The 16,636-nt window shown below is 64.2% G+C and carries 13 protein-coding genes; 11 read left to right on the top strand and 2 right to left on the bottom strand.

Features of this window, described 5'->3' with window-relative positions:
* Positions 1-104 precede the first annotated feature (104 nt).
* The 7 genes from C2L66_RS06960 to C2L66_RS06930 all read left to right on the top strand — a co-directional run bounded on the left by C2L66_RS06960 (position 105) and on the right by C2L66_RS06930 (position 6,434).
* Positions 105-842 (top strand): glutathione S-transferase, encoded by a 738-nt coding sequence (locus tag C2L66_RS06960; RefSeq protein ID WP_060601158.1) that lies wholly within the window; start codon positions 105-107, stop codon positions 840-842.
* Positions 843-983: 141 nt separating this feature from the next.
* The gene (locus tag C2L66_RS06955; protein WP_060601161.1) at positions 984-2,714 is read left to right on the top strand and encodes a ClcB-like voltage-gated chloride channel protein; all 1,731 of its coding nucleotides are present in this window, start codon (positions 984-986) and stop codon (positions 2,712-2,714) included.
* A 154-nt stretch (positions 2,715-2,868) separates the two neighbouring features.
* Complete coding sequence (locus C2L66_RS06950; RefSeq protein ID WP_054934540.1) at positions 2,869-4,206, top strand: C45 family autoproteolytic acyltransferase/hydolase; 1,338 nt, start codon at positions 2,869-2,871, stop codon at positions 4,204-4,206.
* A gap of 321 nt (positions 4,207-4,527) precedes the next feature.
* On the top strand, positions 4,528-4,779 hold the full coding sequence (locus tag C2L66_RS06945; protein WP_054934539.1) for a hypothetical protein: 252 nt from the start codon (positions 4,528-4,530) through the stop codon (positions 4,777-4,779).
* 88 nt (positions 4,780-4,867) lie between these two features.
* Positions 4,868-5,098, top strand: coding sequence for a DUF2795 domain-containing protein (locus C2L66_RS06940; protein ID WP_060601164.1), 231 nt, complete (start codon positions 4,868-4,870; stop codon positions 5,096-5,098).
* A gap of 10 nt (positions 5,099-5,108) precedes the next feature.
* Positions 5,109-5,972, top strand: coding sequence for an AraC family transcriptional regulator (locus C2L66_RS06935; RefSeq protein ID WP_060601168.1), 864 nt, complete (start codon positions 5,109-5,111; stop codon positions 5,970-5,972).
* 90 nt (positions 5,973-6,062) lie between these two features.
* Entirely contained in the window at positions 6,063-6,434 is a 372-nt protein-coding gene (locus C2L66_RS06930; protein ID WP_054934536.1) for a cupin domain-containing protein, read from the top strand.
* Positions 6,435-6,446: 12 nt separating this feature from the next.
* On the opposite strand, the gene C2L66_RS06925 is transcribed toward C2L66_RS06930, so the two are convergent.
* Positions 6,447-7,067, bottom strand: coding sequence for a TetR/AcrR family transcriptional regulator (locus C2L66_RS06925; protein ID WP_054934535.1), 621 nt, complete (start codon positions 7,065-7,067; stop codon positions 6,447-6,449).
* A gap of 256 nt (positions 7,068-7,323) precedes the next feature.
* Here C2L66_RS06925 and C2L66_RS06920 point away from each other — a divergent pair, with 256 nt between their 5' ends.
* The 4 genes from C2L66_RS06920 to C2L66_RS40555 all read left to right on the top strand — a co-directional run bounded on the left by C2L66_RS06920 (position 7,324) and on the right by C2L66_RS40555 (position 13,267).
* Positions 7,324-8,433, top strand: coding sequence for an efflux RND transporter periplasmic adaptor subunit (locus tag C2L66_RS06920; RefSeq protein ID WP_176056910.1), 1,110 nt, complete (start codon positions 7,324-7,326; stop codon positions 8,431-8,433).
* The gene (locus C2L66_RS06915) at positions 8,430-11,552 is read left to right on the top strand and encodes an efflux RND transporter permease subunit (protein WP_060601171.1); all 3,123 of its coding nucleotides are present in this window, start codon (positions 8,430-8,432) and stop codon (positions 11,550-11,552) included. Before C2L66_RS06920 ends, C2L66_RS06915 begins: the two co-directional genes overlap by 4 nt.
* Before the next feature lies 1 nt (position 11,553).
* Positions 11,554-13,023: an efflux transporter outer membrane subunit gene (locus tag C2L66_RS06910; protein ID WP_060601174.1), complete on the top strand. Its 1,470-nt coding sequence runs from the start codon at positions 11,554-11,556 to the stop codon at positions 13,021-13,023.
* 70 nt (positions 13,024-13,093) lie between these two features.
* Positions 13,094-13,267: a hypothetical protein gene (locus C2L66_RS40555; protein ID WP_158512158.1), complete on the top strand. Its 174-nt coding sequence runs from the start codon at positions 13,094-13,096 to the stop codon at positions 13,265-13,267.
* 697 nt (positions 13,268-13,964) lie between these two features.
* On the opposite strand, the gene C2L66_RS06900 is transcribed toward C2L66_RS40555, so the two are convergent.
* A complete protein-coding gene (locus tag C2L66_RS06900) occupies positions 13,965-16,514 on the bottom strand; it encodes a penicillin-binding protein 1A (RefSeq protein ID WP_060601178.1) in 2,550 nt (849 codons plus the stop codon).
* Positions 16,515-16,636 lie beyond the last annotated feature (122 nt).

Genomic DNA, 16,636 nt, shown 5'->3' with positions numbered 1-16,636 from the left:
CAGGCACACCTGCGGCAAGCATCGCGCGGCATACTTCTAGCTCCCTTTCCGTGTGCAAACGTGGCGCGCTCCCGCGCCGCCGACAACCGAACAAGGACCGACCGATGACTTATCAGCTCTATTACTGGGATGGATTGCAGGGCCGCGGCGAATTCGTGCGGCTGGCGCTGGAAGAAGCGCGCGCGGACTATGTCGAGGTAGCGCGCGGCGACGAACAGGACGGGCTCGGCACGGGCGCGATGATCGACGTGATGGACAGCCGGTCGGAAGCGTACCTGCCCTATGCGCCGCCCTTTCTGCAGGACGGCGACCTGATCGTCTCGCAGACGGCGAACATCCTGTTCTACCTCGGGCCGAAGCTGAATCTCGCGCCGCAGGTCGAGAGCCTGCGCTACGTCGCGAACGGCCTGCAGCTGACCATCGCCGACATGGTCACGGAAGCGCACGATACGCACCACCCGCTCGCCTCGGGCATGTACTACGAGGAACAGAAAGAGGCCGCCAAAATCCGTGCGACGGATTTCATCGACAACCGGATTCCGAAGTTCATGGGCTATTTCGAGCGTGTGCTGAAGCAGAACCCCGCCGGCGACAAACACATGGTCGGCGACACGCTGACCTATGTCGATCTGTCGATGTTCCAGCTGATCGACGGGCTGCATTACGCCTTTCCACGCGGAATGAAGCATTTCGGCGAGCGTCACCCGCGTCTTGCGAGGCTGCACGACGCGGTGCTCAAGCGCCCGAACATCGCCGCCTATCTCGACTCGGAACGGCGTCTGCCTTACAACGAAACCTGCGTTTTCCGGCACTACCCGGAACTGGACAAGGACCCGCGTTGATACGCACTGACGGCATCTTTTCGCCACGTTGCGGCGCGCATGCCCGCTAGCGCGCCCCTCTCCACCCAGTCGTCGCGCAATGCCGATACCATGCGAAGGCTTGCGCGCCACCCATACCAACCCTAAACGCCCGCTCCTGCCGTGCTTTCATTCCTGCTGAGACTGCGCACCCGCGCCGCCCATCTCTTCCGCCTGTCCGACGCGCATACGATGCTGGTGTGGTCGGTGATCGTCGGCATCGTGGGCGCCTTCGCGACGATTGCCTTTCGCGAAGGCATTTCGCTGATGCAGCGCGCGTTCACTGGACAGGACGGCAGTCTCGTCGAAATGGCCCGGCGTCTGCCCATTGCGATGCGTATCGCGTTGCCCGCGTTGGGCGGACTCGCCGCGGGCGTGCTGCTCGTCATCGCGCAGCGTGGCGCCGACAGGAAACAGCATACGGATTACATGGAAGCCGTCGTGATCGGCGACGGCGTCGTGCCCGTGCGCCTCAGCCTGTGGCGCAGCGCGTCGTCGCTGTTCACGATTTCGAGCGGCGGCTCGATCGGCCGCGAAGGGCCGATGGTGCAGCTTGCCGCATTGTGTGCGTCGCTGATCGGGCGCGTCGTGCATTTCGACCCGCCGCGTCTGAAGCTGCTCGTGGCGTGCGGCGCGGCGGCGGGCATCACGTCGGCATACAACGCGCCCATCGCGGGCGCGTTCTTCGTCACCGAACTCGTGCTCGGCTCGATCGCGATGGAAAGTTTCGGGCCCGTCGTAGTGGCGTCGGTGGTTTCGAACATCGTCATGCGGGAGTTCGCCGGTTACAAGCCGCCTTACGAGATGCCCGTGTTCCCGCCCGTCGCGGGACTCGAAGTGCTGTTGTTCGTCGCGCTCGGCCTGCTGTGCGGCGCGGCCGCGCCGCAGTTCCTGCGCCTGATGGACACCGCCAAGGCCGGCTTTCGCCGCCTGCCCGTCCCGCTCCCCGTGCGGCTGGCGCTTGGCGGCCTGATCGTCGGCATTCTGTCGGTGTGGACGCCGGAGGTGTGGGGCAACGGCTATAGCGTCGTCAACGCGATCCTGCATTCGCCATGGACCTGGTCGGCGCTCGTCATCGTGCTGGTGTTCAAGCTGATCGCGACGGCGGCGACGGTCGGCTCGGGCGCCGTGGGCGGCATCTTCACGCCGACGCTCTTCTTCGGCGCGGTGCTCGGCTCGCTGTTCGGGCTCGGCATGAATACGCTGTGGCCGCACGCGACATCCGCGCCGTTCGCCTACGCGATGGTCGGCATGGGCGCGTTTCTCGCGGGCGCCACCCAGGCGCCGCTGATGGCGATCCTGATGATCTTCGAAATGACGTTGAGCTATCAGGTCGTGCTGCCGCTGATGGTGTCGTGCGTGGTCGCGTATTTCGCGGCGCGTGCGATCGGCAAGACGTCGATGTACGAGGTCACGCTGCACCGCAACCGCGAGGAACAGGAGCGCATGCGGCTGCGCGCGACGCAGATGCGCGAGCTGATCCGCCCGCCGCAAACCGTCGTGCAACCGGACGCGACCGTGCAGGACATGACGCGCGTGTTCCTCGAATACCCCGTCAAGTATCTGTACGTGACGGATCACACCGGCTGCTTTCTCGGCGTGGTCGCGCTGAAGGACATCACGTCCGATCTGCTCGACAAGCGCGACACGTCGGCGAAAACAGCGGCCGATTATCTGCAGCCGCATTTCGACGTGCTCACGCCCGACATGCCGATCGGCGTCGCGCTCCAGCACTTCATGGCGTTCCAGGGCGAACGGCTGCCCGTGGTCGAAAGCGCCGCACGGCCGACGCTCGCGGGCGTGGTCTACAAGACGTCGCTGCTCGATGCGTATTTCCGCATGAACCCGCGCTAGCCGTCATCGCTTGTGCGGCACGCGTCAGGCGCATGGCAAAGCGCGCCAGGTTCCCTACAATGGATTGACCATGAACGAGCCGCAAGCCGCATCCCGCGATGCACGGCGCTGAGCAACGCCGGCGGAGATGCCCGCACTGCGAGCGGGAGCGAGTATGAGCAAACCGTCCATCGATGCCGTGCGCCGCGACCACGCTGGCTGGATCTTCGTGCATATCGAAGGCGAGCCGTACGAGCGCGGCGAGCAGCACGGCACCTTGCTCGCCGCCGAAATCCAGAGCGCGATCCACACCGCCCGCTATCTCGCGAAATGGGACACGGGCGAGGAATTCGACACGTTCGTCAATGCTGCCGTCGAGCAGTTCGCGCCACGTATCGACAGCGAATCCGCCGACGAGATCCAGGGCATCGCCGACGGCGCCGGACTCACGTTCGCCGAAGTGCTCGCGTGGAACGGTTATATGGATTTGCTGCAAAGCTGGTGGCCGCAGCACGCCGCGCAGCAGAAGCCGCAACTCGGCCTGAAGCCGTGGCGGGGCCGCCGCGGGCATCACTGCAGCGCGTTCATCGCGACGGGCAGCGCGACGCGCGACGGCCGCATCGTGATGGCGCACAACTCGTGGGATCGCTACGCCGCGGGCGACGCGTTCAACGTCGTGTTCGACATCGTACCCGCCGCGGGCAACCGGATTCTGATGCAGGGGCTGCCTGGCTGCATTTCCAGCCTGACGGATTTCTGGGTGACGTCGGCGGGCCTGATGGTGACGGAAACCACGATTTCGAATTTCGCGGGCTACAACGCATCGGGCGCGCCCGAGTTCTACCGCTCGCGGCACGCAACGCAGTACGCGAACAGCATCGGCGAATGGTGCGAGATGTTCGCGCTTGCGAACAACGGCGGCTACGCGAACAGCTGGCTGCTCGGCGATGCGAAAACGGGCGAGATCGCGCGCTATGAACTCGGCCTGCATTACTCCGGCTTCGAAAGCACGAAGGACGGCTTCTACAGCGGCTACAACACGGCCACCGATCTGAAAATCCGCAATCAGGAATGCACGGGCGAAGGCGAGGACTACACCGACGTGCGGCGCAACGGCGCGCGGCGGCTGCGTTTCATGCAACTGGAGGAGACACATCACGGCAGGATCGACGTCGAGCTGGCCAAGCAGATGATCGCCGACCATCACGACGTCTATCTCGATCGCCCAGACAATCCCTGCTCGAGGACCATCTGCGGACACCTGGAGCTGGACGACCAGCGCTTCGGCAGCTCCGATCACGGCCCGTTCAATCCGTGGGGCGCGAACGACGGCAAGGTGGTCGACAGCGACATGGCGCGCGACATGGCGTTTTTCGCGCGCTGGGGCCATCCATGCGGCCGGCCGTTCGACGCGCAGGCGTTCATGAAGCGCCATCCGCAGTGGAACTGGCTGAACGGCTATATGCGCGACCGGCCTTCGTGGCCGTGGACGCGCTTCGACGTGTTGCGCTGACGGTTCGCACGCGGTTCGTGCCGGGTTAACGCCACCCGCTTTCTACATAGAGGATGCGCGGCGCATCGCGCGGACCCGCGCCGGCGCTGGCTCGGGCACGCCTGCCCGACACGAAACCGCCTCCAACCTCCATCAACCGAAGCCGATTTCCGTGCTTCCCGGCGCCTCACCAGCGCTTGTAAAAATAACTGGCGTAATATGAGGGGGACGCGCGGTGCTCGCAGACGGCGACCGCGTGGGGCGGGCGCCAGTACGTCGTTGTCGCAATGGCATACCGCTTGCATGCAGTTCCTGCGCTGCCAGGCATAAGGAGGTCGAGCGATGAAAACCTCGACGCTGTTGATCATGGTGACGTTGTCCGCTTCGTGTTTCGCCGCGCCGGTGCATACGGCGACGGACGGCACGATCGACACGGCCGCCGCCCGCGCCAACGCTGCCCCCGTCGCGCCCGCCGCGCCGGACGTCGCGGCCCAGACCGACATCCGGCCGGAGCGATGGGAGCACATCGCGCTGCCGAAGTCGAGGCATCTGGATCGAGGCTTCGTGGCACGGGATGAACATCTGCAGACATGACGGCGCGAAATACGTCGACCTCGACCATGATTCGATGGGCGGATCGTCCCGCTCGCGCCAGCCACTTTCAGAACAACGGAGCGCAAGCATGACGGGATCGACTATTCCGGGTGAATCGATTGACCTGCAGATCGCAGATATCCTGAGCGGCGTCACCTACCCGCTCAACAAGGACGCGCTCGTCGATGCCGCGCGCGATGCCGGCGCCAGCAACGAGGTGCTGTCGATGCTCGACGGCCTGCCCGAGCAGGATTACGCGGATATCGAATCGGTGACGAAACTGATCGGCAGCAATTTCGGGCCGGGCCTTGGCATCTGACGGCGAATCCATGCAGGACCTTGGCTCGACCGCCGTAGCGGCAACCGGAACGCCTTCGGACAGTGCGCGGCGCAACCACGACTGGATCCGGCGCGCGCCCGCGCGGGATGGCGTCGAGCGCATCGAGGCATTCTTCCAGCACAACGGCTACGCACTGCACCGGCACGATACTTACGCGATCGGTTGCACGCTCGCGGGCGTGCAGAGCTTTCACTACCGGCGCAGCGTGCGCAACAGTCTGCCCGGCGGCACCATGGTGCTGCACCCCGACGAGGCGCACGACGGTCAGGCCGGCACCGCCGAAGGCTTCCGCTACCGGATGATCTATGTCGAGCCCGCACTGTTCCAGGCGGCGCTCGGCGGCAAGCCGCTGCCGTTCATCGAAGGCGGTTTGTCGGACGATCCGCGTCTCGCTGCCGCGACGCAAGCGCTGCTGCAAGGCATCGACCGCGCCATGGACCCGCTCGAACAGGACGACGCGCTCTTCGATCTCGCGCATGCGCTCGACGCCGTGTCGGGCGCGCGGCCACTGCGCGCCTCGGCCGACTTCCGCGCCGCGCAACTGGCGCGAGACTACCTGCACACCGCGCTCGAACGCCCAGTGACGCTCGATGAACTGGCCGCCGCGAGCGGCCGCGACCGCTGGAGCCTGTCGCGCGATTTCCGGGCGTTCTTCGGCACCAGCCCGCATCGCTATCTGACAATGCGGCGTCTCGATGCCGCGCGTCAATCGATGCTCGGCGGCATGGCGCTGGTCGATGCCGCCGCGACTGCGGGTTTTGCGGATCAGAGCCACATGACGCGGCACTTCGTGTCCACTTATGGCGTGACGCCATCGCGCTGGGTGCGGATGATCAACGCGCAAACCCGCTGAGAACCGCGCGCGTTTGCACGAACGTTCAAGACGCGTGCACGGCCGCGTCTTTACACTCCACGGCATCGACTTTCAACACAAGGAAACGCGATGTCCTCCTCCTATTTCCCCATCAATTTCGCCAGCAAGCTGAGCCTGATCAACGATCAATGGCAAGCGCGCGTGGTCGCCGAGATGAACGACTACCAGTTCAAGCTGGTAAAGATAGAAGGCGATTTTATCTGGCACGACCACGCGGATACGGACGAAACATTCATCGTGCTCGACGGCGAGCTGCGCATCGACTTTCGCGACGGCGCGGTGAAGCTTTCAGCGGGCGACATGTTCGTCGTACCGAAGGGCAAGGAGCACAAGCCCTACGCGGAGAAAGAAGTGAAACTGTTGTTGATCGAGCCGCGCGGCGTGAAGAACACGGGCAGCGAAACCAGCGAACGCACCGCCGCCAACGACGTCTGGATCTGAGCGGCCCGCGCGCTATTCCATCGTCCTGCCGAACACGACGCGCGCGAAGAAACTGCCGAGCACTTCTTCCGCGCGCCCGGCCGAAAAACGTTGAGGATCGACGGTAAAGAAAAACTGCATGCCGTCGCACAAACCCATCAGCCCCAGCGCCAGCGTCTCGGCCGGCAACGGCAGCGGCGTGCCGACGCGCACCGAGAACTCCGTGATGTACGCCGTGAGTTGCTCGAGCTTCTCATGCATGAACGCATTGAAGCGCACGCGGAACCGCACGTCGCGCGCGGCCAGCAGCTTCGCCTCCACCCACAGCAGGAAGCACTTGTTCTCGCTCGGCATGCGGCTGTAATAGCGCAGCACGCTCGCTTCCATATCTTCCCGCGTCGCGTTCGCTTCGAAGATGTTCTGCAGATCCGCCTGCATCGACTCGTGATCGCGTCGCAACAACTCCAGAAACAGTTCGGGCTTGCTGCGGAAGTTCGAATAGAACGCGCCGCGCGTGTAACCCGCCGCCTCCGCGATGTCTTCGACGCTCGCGGCGACGAACCCCTTCTTCATGAAAATGGCCTGCGCAGCATCCAGCAGACGCAGGCGCGTCTGGTCTTTGCTCTGTTCGCGTGTGAGTCGTTTGCGTTTCATGTTTAACAGTCTAGCATCGTTCCCCGACACGATTCAGTTTTGCATTCAGATACAGGTGTGTATTAGAATGCAATTCACCATCTGAAGCAATGAGCCGCGTTGCGACGCGAAACGAAACGCTCGCGGCCCGCTTCGCTGCACGCCGTCGGTAGCCTCTGGCTTGCCGTATCCGTTTGCATCTCAGCCTGGGGGCATCTTGAATCGTTCCCGTCGTGGCGCGCCAGCCATCGCGCGCAAGCAGTCCACTTCGTCCGCGTTGCTTCCTCGCGCCCCGCTCGGCGCACTCGTGCTGGCGGCCGCACTCGCACTCGCCGCATGTCACAACCAGGAAGCCGCCGCGCCTGCGCCGCGGCCCGTCGTCGCCGTCGCCGTGCATGCCGACGGCCAGCCGCTCGCCGCATCGCTGCCTGGCGAGGTGCAGGCGCGCTATTCGACACCGCTGTCGTTCCGGATCGCCGGCAAGATCATCGAGCGGCGCGTGCGGCTGGGTGATGTCGTGCAGAACGGCCAGGTCGTCGCGCGGCTCGATCCCGCCGACGCGCAGAAGAACGCCGCGAGCGCCGCCGCGCAACTCGAGGCCGCCCAGCACCGGCTCGTGTATGCGAAGCAGCAGCTCGACCGCGACCGCGCGCAGGCGCGCGAGAACCTGATCGCGCAGACGCAGCTCGAACAGACGGAAGACGCGTACGCGTCGGCCGCGGCGCAACGGGATCAGGCGCAGCAACAGGCCGCGCTGGCGAAAGACCAGCTTCAATACGCAACCCTCACCGCCGATCACGCGGGCGTCATCACGGCCGAACAGGCGGATACGGGGCAGAACGTGTCGGCGGGACAAGCCGTCTACAACCTCGCGTGGTCAGGCGATGTGGACGTGGTCTGCGACGTGCCCGAAGGCGCGCTCGCGTCGCTGCGCGTCGGCCAGGTGGCGAGCGTCAGGCTCGGCGCGCTGCCGGGCCGCACATTCAATGCACGCGTGCGCGAACTGTCGCCCGCCGCCGATCCGCAAAGCCGCACGTATCGCGCGAAGCTCACGCTGGACCAACCCGGCCCCGACGTGCGCCTCGGCATGACGGCCGACATCGACTTCGCGCACGACAACGCCGCCGCGCATGCCAGCCTGTACACGCTGCCGGCCACAGCGCTGTTTCACGACGGCACGCAGCCCGCCGTCTGGATCGTGAAAAGCGGTAGCGATCAGCTCGAACTGCGCCGCGTGCAGGTCGCGCATTACGCCGAGCGGACCGTTGCGATCTCGCAGGGTTTGAATGAAGGCGAACGTGTCGTATGGCAAGGCGTGCATACGGTGACGGCGGGCGAGACAGTCCGCATCGTGCCGCCGTTGCATCCCGAGGATTTCGCGTCATGAGCGCAGTGCACGACGAAGAAGGACGTTTCAACCTGTCCGCATGGGCGCTGCGTCATCAGGCGCTGGTGGTGTTTCTGATCACGCTGGCGACGGCGTTCGGCATCCTCGCCTATACGAAGCTCGCGCAATCCGAAGATCCGCCGTTCACGTTCCGCGTGATGGTGATCCGCACCTTCTGGCCCGGCGCGACCGCGCGCCAGGTGCAGGAACAGCTCACCGATCGCATCGGCCGCAAGCTCCAGGAAACCCCCGCGATCGATTTTCTGCGCAGCTATTCGCGCCCCGGCGAATCGTTGATCTTCTTCACGATGAAGGACTCGGCACCCGTCAAGGATGTGCCGGAGACCTGGTATCAGGTGCGCAAGAAGGTCGGCGATATCGCGCAGACGCTGCCGCAAGGCATTCAGGGACCGTTCTTCAACGACGAGTTCGGCGACGTCTACACGAACATCTATACGCTCGAAGGCGACGGGTTTTCTTCAGCGCAGCTGCGCGACTACGCCGACGAATTGCGCACGGTGCTGCTGCGCGTGCCGGGTGTCGGCAAAGTCGACTATTTCGGCGATCCCGATCAGCACATCTATGTCGAGATCACGAATACGCAGTTGACGCGCCTCGGCATTTCGCCGAATCAACTCGCCCAGGCGATCAACTCGCAGAACAGCGTCTCGACGTCCGGTACGCTGACAACTTACGACGACCGCGTGTTCGTGCGCCCCACAGGACAATTCAAAGACCTGAATGCGCTCGCCGACACGTTGATCCGGATCAACGGACGCTCGTTCCGGCTCGGCGATATCGCGACCATCAAACGCGGCTACGACGATCCGCCCGTCACGCAAATGCGCTTCCAGGGCAAGCCCGTGCTAGGCATCGGCGTGACGATGCAGCCAGGCGGCGACGTGATCCGGCTCGGCAAGTCGCTCGACGAGAAGATGAAGGACTTGCAGGCGCATCTGCCCGCAGGCCTCAAACTGGTCGAAGTATCGAGCATGCCGCACGCCGTCGCGCGGTCCGTCGACGACTTTCTCGAAGCCGTCGCCGAAGCCGTGGCGATCGTGCTGGTCGTCAGTCTCGTGTCGCTGGGGTTACGCACGGGGATGGTGGTCGTCATCTCTATTCCCGTCGTGCTCGCCGTGACGGCGCTGTGTATGTATCTGTTCGATATCGGTTTGCACAAGGTGTCGCTGGGCACGCTGGTGCTCGCGCTCGGGCTGCTCGTCGACGATGCCATCATCGCCGTCGAAATGATGGCCGTGAAGCTCGAACAGGGCTGGAGCCGCACGCGTGCCGCGGCGTTCGCCTATACGAGCACCGCGTTTCCGATGCTGACGGGCACACTTGTCACCGTGTCCGGTTTCCTGCCCATCGCGCTCGCGAAGTCGAGCACGGGCGAATATACGCGCTCGATATTCGAAGTGTCGGCGATTGCGCTGATCGCTTCGTGGCTCGCGGCCGTCGTGCTGATTCCGATGCTCGGCTATCACCTGCTGCCCGAGCGCAAACGCCAGCCGCACGAACCCGAGGATCACGAGCACGACATCTACGAAACGCGGTTCTATCGACGCCTGACAGGTTGGATCACGTGGTGCATCGAGCGGCGTTTCGTCGTGCTCGCGATTACCGTGATTCTGTTCGTCGTGTCGCTTGCGGGCTTCGCGCTCGTGCCGCAGCAGTTCTTCCCGAGCTCCGACCGCCCCGAACTGCTCGTCGATGTGCGGCTGCCCGAAGGCGCTTCGTTCGAAGCGACATTGCGCCAGGCGCAGCGCATCGAAAAGGCGCTTGCGGGCCGGCCCGAAATCGATCATTCGGTGAATTTCGTCGGCTCGGGCGCACCGCGTTTCTATCTGCCGCTCGACCAGCAATTGCAGCAGCCGAACTTCGCGCAGTTCGTGATCACCGCGAAGTCGGTCGAGGAGCGCGAAAAACTCGCGCGCTGGCTCGAACCGAAACTGCGCAACGACTTCCCCGCGATCCGCACACGCCTGTCGCGCCTCGAAAACGGCCCGCCTGTCGGCTATCCCGTGCAGTTTCGCGTGAGCGGCGACGACATCGCGACGGTGCGCGGCATCGCCGAGAAAGTGGCCGCAACGATGCGCGCGAACCCGGGCACAGCCAACGTTCAGTTCGACTGGGACGAGCCCGCCGAGCGCTCGGTGCGATTCGAGGTCGACCAGAAGAAAGCGCGCGAGTTGGGCGTGACGTCGGCGGACGTATCGAGCTTTCTGGCGATGACGCTGTCGGGCTACACGGTCACGCAATACCGCGAGCGCGACAAGCTGATCAGCGTCGATCTGCGCGCGCCGAAGAACGAGCGCGTCGACCCGTCGCAACTGCTGACGCTCGCGATGCCCACGCCCAACGGCGCGGTGCCGCTCGGCGCGCTCGGCCGCATGCGCGACGACCTCGAATACGGCGTGATCTGGGAACGCGACCGTCAACCGACCATCACCGTGCAGTCCGACGTGCGCGGCAACGCGCAAGGCATCGACGTCACGCATGCCGTCGACAAACAGCTTGCGCAGATTCGTTCGACGCTGCCCGTGGGCTACCGCATCGAGATCGGCGGTTCGGTCGAGGAAAGCGCGAAGGGACAGACGTCGATCAATGCGCAGATGCCGATCATGATCATTGCCGTGCTGGTGTTGCTGATGATCCAGTTGCAGAGCTTCGCGCGCGTGCTGATGGTCGTGCTGACGGCGCCGCTCGGCCTGATCGGCGTGGTCGCGACCTTGCTGCTGTTCGGCAAGCCGTTCGGCTTTGTCGCGATGCTGGGCGTGATTGCGATGTTCGGCATCATCATGCGCAACTCGGTGATTCTCGTCGATCAGATCGAGCAGGACATCGCGCAGGGACACAAGCGCTTCGATGCGATCGTCGGCGCGACGGTGCGGCGCTTCCGGCCCATCACATTGACGGCCGCCGCCGCCGTGCTCGCGCTGATTCCGCTGTTGCGCTCGAACTTCTTCGGCCCGATGGCGACGGCGCTGATGGGCGGCATCACGAGCGCGACGGTGCTCACGCTGTTCTATCTGCCCGCGCTGTACGCCGCGTGGTTCCGGGTGCGCGGCGAAGAGCGCGATCCGCGCCCTGCGCCGTCCGACCATTCGGGGAACTGACATGAGCCTTGTTTCGCTGACCCGTAGGTCTGTTGCCGTAGCCGTTGCTTGCGTGTTCGCGGCGGCCTGTTCGTTCGGCCCGAACGGCAATCCGCCCGCGATGCCCGAACCCGCGCACTATGGCGCCGATCCGCAACCGGCGCAGACCGTGCCGGCGCAAGGGGTCGCGCAGCAGTTCGTGGTGGGCGCGAAGGCGGTGCCGCAATGGTGGCGCACGTTCGAATCCGATCAACTGAACGCGCTCGTCGACGAAGGCTTGCGCAACAGCCCGACGCTCGCCGCCGCCGACAAGAGTCTCACGGCTGCACGCGAGCAGTTGCGCGCACAGGTCGGCAGCAACATGTTGCCGACCATCGATGCGGGCGGCCAGGCGGCTCGCCAGCGCGCGCTGGCGATTCCCGAGATCGGGCCGAATACGTTTCTGTACAACACGTTTGTCGGGCAGTTGCAGGCGCAGTACACGTTCGATATTTTCGGCGCGTCGCGGCTCGCGAATGCGGCGCTGGCGTCGCGTGTGAACGTGCAGGCGTACCAGTTCGATGCGGCGCGGCGCGCGCTGGCTGCGAACATCGTGGCCGCGGCGATTTCGGCGGCGATGCTCGACGCGCAGGTGCAAACCACGGAGCGGCTCGTCGCGCTCGCCGACGATCAGGCGCGCGACACGCAGCGCCGCTACGCACTCGGCGCGGTATCGCATGGCGATCTGTTGAACGCGCAGCAGAGCGCTGCTTCGCTTGCCGCGAGTCTGCCGCCGGCACGCCAGCAGTTGCTGACGACGCGGCATGCGCTTGCGGTGCTGCTCGGACGTACGCCGGACGAGGCGCCGCCTGCGCTCGATCTTGCGTCGCTGCATGTGCCGGAGCAGGTGCCCGTCTCCGTGCCTTCCGATCTGCTCAAGGCACGCCCCGATATTCAGGCCGCCGATGCGACGCTCAAGGCTGCTGCCGCCGATGTCGGCGTCGCGACTGCGCAGATGTTTCCGAGCTTGACGCTGAGCGCGTCGATGGGACAAGGCGGATTCAGCTGGCCTGTTGCGCTGTCGGGCGCGGGGGCGATCTGGAGCATCGGCGCATCGATCACGCAGCCGATCTTTCATGGCGGTGCGCTGTTTGCACAGCGGCGCGCGGCGGTCGCTTCGTATGATGCTGCGACGTCGCAGTACAAGCAGACTGTGCTGGCGGCGTTTCAGAATGTCGCGGATACGCTCGCCGCGCTCGAGCATGATGCCCAATCGCTCGATGCCGCGAGTGTGGCTGCGCTTGCCGCGCAGAAGTCGTTTGAGGAGACGGCTGCGAGGTATCGGCTGGGGGCTGTGCCGGTTACCGCGGCGCGGGCGAGCGAGCAGCAGTATCGCAATGCGCGGCTTGATGAGATTCGGTTTACCGGTGCGAGACTGAACGATACGGCGGCGTTGTTTCAGGCGATGGGGGATCCTCCGGGCGAAGGATTGGCGTCGCCTGTTGTGCAGTGAATCTCGGGGTTGGTGTTATCAACGGTTTTTGTTCACCGGCTTGTTCTAGCGGGGGCGGTTTGGTTTTGGTTTGTTTGGTTTTGGTTTGTTTGGTTTTGGTTTGTTTGGTTTTGGTTTGTTTGGTTTTGGTTTGTTTGGTTTTGGTTTGTTTGGTTTTGGTTTGTTTGGTTTTGGTTTGTTTGCCTTTGCGCTGGCAGCCGCGTTTTGCGTTTTGCCCTTTGCGCTGGCATCCGCGATTCGTTAGCGTGCTTCACGCGTCGCCCCTGTGCGGGGCGGCACCTACTTTTCTTTGCCGCCGCAAAGAAAAGTAGGCAAAAGAAAGCGGCTCACACCGCCAGCACTTGTTCTTGCCTGAGGGCCCCCAAAGGTTCTTACGCTTCACACGGCAACCACGTGACCCACGTTCGTTGCCAGCGCTCTGAACAAGCGCCTCACCTGCTTCGGACACCCGTACTTGCGCAAGCGGCAGCGAATGGTACGCGCCGCCCAGGTGGCAAACTGTGTGTAGGTTGTCGCACCGCAGAGGTTGGCGCTCTTACCAGAGACACCAATCGTGCTACCGAGTCCGGAGTGATGCGTGTACGGTGCGAAAGCCGACACACAGTTTGCCACCTGGGCGGCGGCAGACTGTCTGGCACGACGTGAAGTGATGCGGGAGCGTGAAGCGGGTGAGGCGTACAGAGAGAGCGTTGGCAACGCACGCTAACCGGTGCGTTGCCGTGCGAAGTACGGGGCCGTTGGGGGCCCGTGGACAAACGTCAAGAATTGGCGGTGTGAGCCGCTTTCTTTTGCCTACTTTTCTTTGCGGCGGCAAAGAAAAGTAGGTGCCGCCCCGCACAGGGGCGACGCGTGAAGCGAGCTAACGTAACGCGGATGCCAGCGAAAGCAAAAGCAAAAGCAAAAGCAAACCCTAACCCAAACCGCCCGCACAACTCCACCCCTTACGGCTTATTCGACTCAAACAGATCCATAATCTGCTTCCTCTCAGTCGAAGTAACATTCGGCGGCGGCGCCGGCGGCGTCATTCCAGCCGGCCCAACCGCGCCGACAGCATCCCCACCACTCGCGAGCGGATTCGCCGAATCCATCCCAATACTCGCAACAAACCCGTTCCCAGGCGTCATATCCGCATAGAACAACTCACCATCGACGGAAGTCACGCCCTGAGGCATCTCAGGCTCAACCTGCGGCACCCCTCGCAGCGCACGCTGCATATACTCGACCCAGATCGGCAACGCCAGTTGCGCGCCAAACTCGCGGCTACCGAGCGACTTCGGCTGGTCATATCCCATCCACGCCACAGCCACCAGCGATTGCTGATACCCGGCGAACCAGCCGTCCTTCGCATCGTTCGTCGTACCCGTCTTGCCTTGCAGATCGTTACGATGCAGCACATTCGTGCCCGCGCCCGTGCCCGCCGTCGCCACCGAATGCAACAGGCTGTTCATGATGTACGCGTTGCGCGGCTCCAGCGTGCGCGGCGCATCCTTGCCCGCCGTCAGCGGCTGCGCGCGCGACAGCGGCTGGCCGTGCGCGTCGTCGACTTCGCCGATCAGATACGGATTGATCCGGTAACCGCCGTTCGCAAACACGCTATACGCACCCGCCGATTGCAGCGGCGTCACCAGACCGGCACCAAGCGCCATCGGCAGATACGGCGGCGTCTTGTCGGCGTCGAAGCCAAAGCGCTGCGTGACGAAATCCTGCGCGTACTTCGTGCCGATATACGACAGGATGCGGATCGACACGAGGTTTTTCGACTTCTGCAGCGCGAGACGCATCGGCATCGGACCATCCGGCTGATCGTCGTCCTTCGGCTCCCACGCGTCGCCGCCCGGCGCGCTCGGCGGGAAGTACAGCGGTGCATCGTTGATGATGGTCGCCGGTCCGAGGCCCTTGTCGAGCGCCGCCGAATAAATGAACGGCTTGAAACTCGAACCCGGCTGACGCCATGCCTGCGTCACGTGGTTGAACTTGTTCTTGTTGAAGTCGAAGCCGCCGACCAGCGCGCGGATCGCGCCGTCCTGCGGTGTCATCGACACGAGCGCGCCTTCCACCTGCGGCAACTGCGTGATCTGCCAGTTGCCGTTCGCATCGGCAATCAGGCGCACGATCGAGCCCGGCCGGATACGCTGCGCCTGCGCCGCACGCGCCGACAGCGCGCCCGCCGCGAAACGCAAGCCCTCGCCCGTCACGCTCGCCTGCGTACCGTCCAGCAATTGCGCCTTCACTTCCTTCGGCGTCGCCGACGTCACGACGGCCGCAATGATCTCGCCGTTGTCAGGGTGATCGTTGAGCGCGTCTTCGATGGCTTCGTCGCGCTCGTCGCCGGCAGCCGGCAACTCGACGAAACCTTCCGGTCCGCGATAGCCGTGACGGCGCTCGTAGTCCATCACGCCCTTGCGCACGGCAAGATAGGCCGCTTCCTGATCCGCGGAATCGATCGTCGTCGTGACGTTCAGACCGCGCGTGTAGGTCTCGTCCTTGTACTGCGCGTACATCATCTGGCGGACCATTTCCGCGATGTACTCGGCGTGCACGCTGTATTCGTTACCCGCCGTCTTCGTACGAATCTCTTCCTTGATGGCCTGGTTGTACTGGTCTTGCGTGATGTAGTTCAGATCGAGCATCCGCTTCAGGATGTACTCCTGGCGGATCTTCGCGCGCTTCGGGTTGACGACCGGGTTGTACGCGGACGGCGCCTTCGGCAGCCCCGCGAGCATCGCCGCCTGCGCGAGCGTGATGTCCTTCAGATCCTTGCCGAAGTACACCCGCGCCGCAGCCGCGAAGCCGTACGCGCGCTCGCCCAGATAGATCTGGTTCATGTACAGCTCGAGAATCTGATCCTTCGTCAGTGCGCGCTCGATCTTGTAGGCGAGCAGCATTTCATAGATCTTGCGCGTGTACGTTTTCTCGCTCGACAGGAAGAAGTTGCGCGCGACCTGCATCGTGATCGTGCTCGCGCCTTGCGACGAGCCGCCATGTGCGAGATCCGCGAAACCCGCGCGCAAAATGCCGATGAAATCGACACCGCCATGCTCATAGAAGCGGTAGTCCTCGATCGCGAGCACGGCTTTCTTCTGCACGTCGGGGATGTCCTGGAAGCGCACCAGACTGCGACGCTCCTCGCCGAACTCGCCGATCAGCACGTGGTCCGCCGTATAGATGCGCAGCGGCACTTTGGGGCGGTAGTCGGTGAGCGCATCGAGCGACGGCAGTTGCGGCCCCATCACGACGAGCGCATAGCCGATGATCAGCGCGCCGACCACCGCGAGCGTCGCGAACAGTCCGGCGAACCACAACGCGATCGTGCCGCCTATCGAACGACCCGAACGACCCGAGCGGGCACCGCGCCCGCGCTCATCGCGGTCGTCTTCTTCGCGCTGCGCGTAGCGGTAATCGCGGCTCGGGTTGTCGTTGCTGCCGAAAGATGGCTCGCGGCCTGAATGCCCTGAAGAGCTGGAAGAATGCGGTCGTTTGATGATTGGCATGACTGGAATGATGGGCGCTACCTACACGCCGGAGTTGCACGCGCAGTGCGCCTGGATCGTGATCGTGGCGCCGCTGCCGCGACATAACGCGCGACTGCGGCACCGTTGCGCGCCAGATCGGC

Source organism: Paraburkholderia caribensis (genome assembly GCF_002902945.1).
GTDB lineage: Bacteria > Pseudomonadota > Gammaproteobacteria > Burkholderiales > Burkholderiaceae > Paraburkholderia > Paraburkholderia caribensis.
Note: the sequence above shows the minus strand (reverse complement) of the source record. Positions and strands in the feature narration are given on the sequence as shown.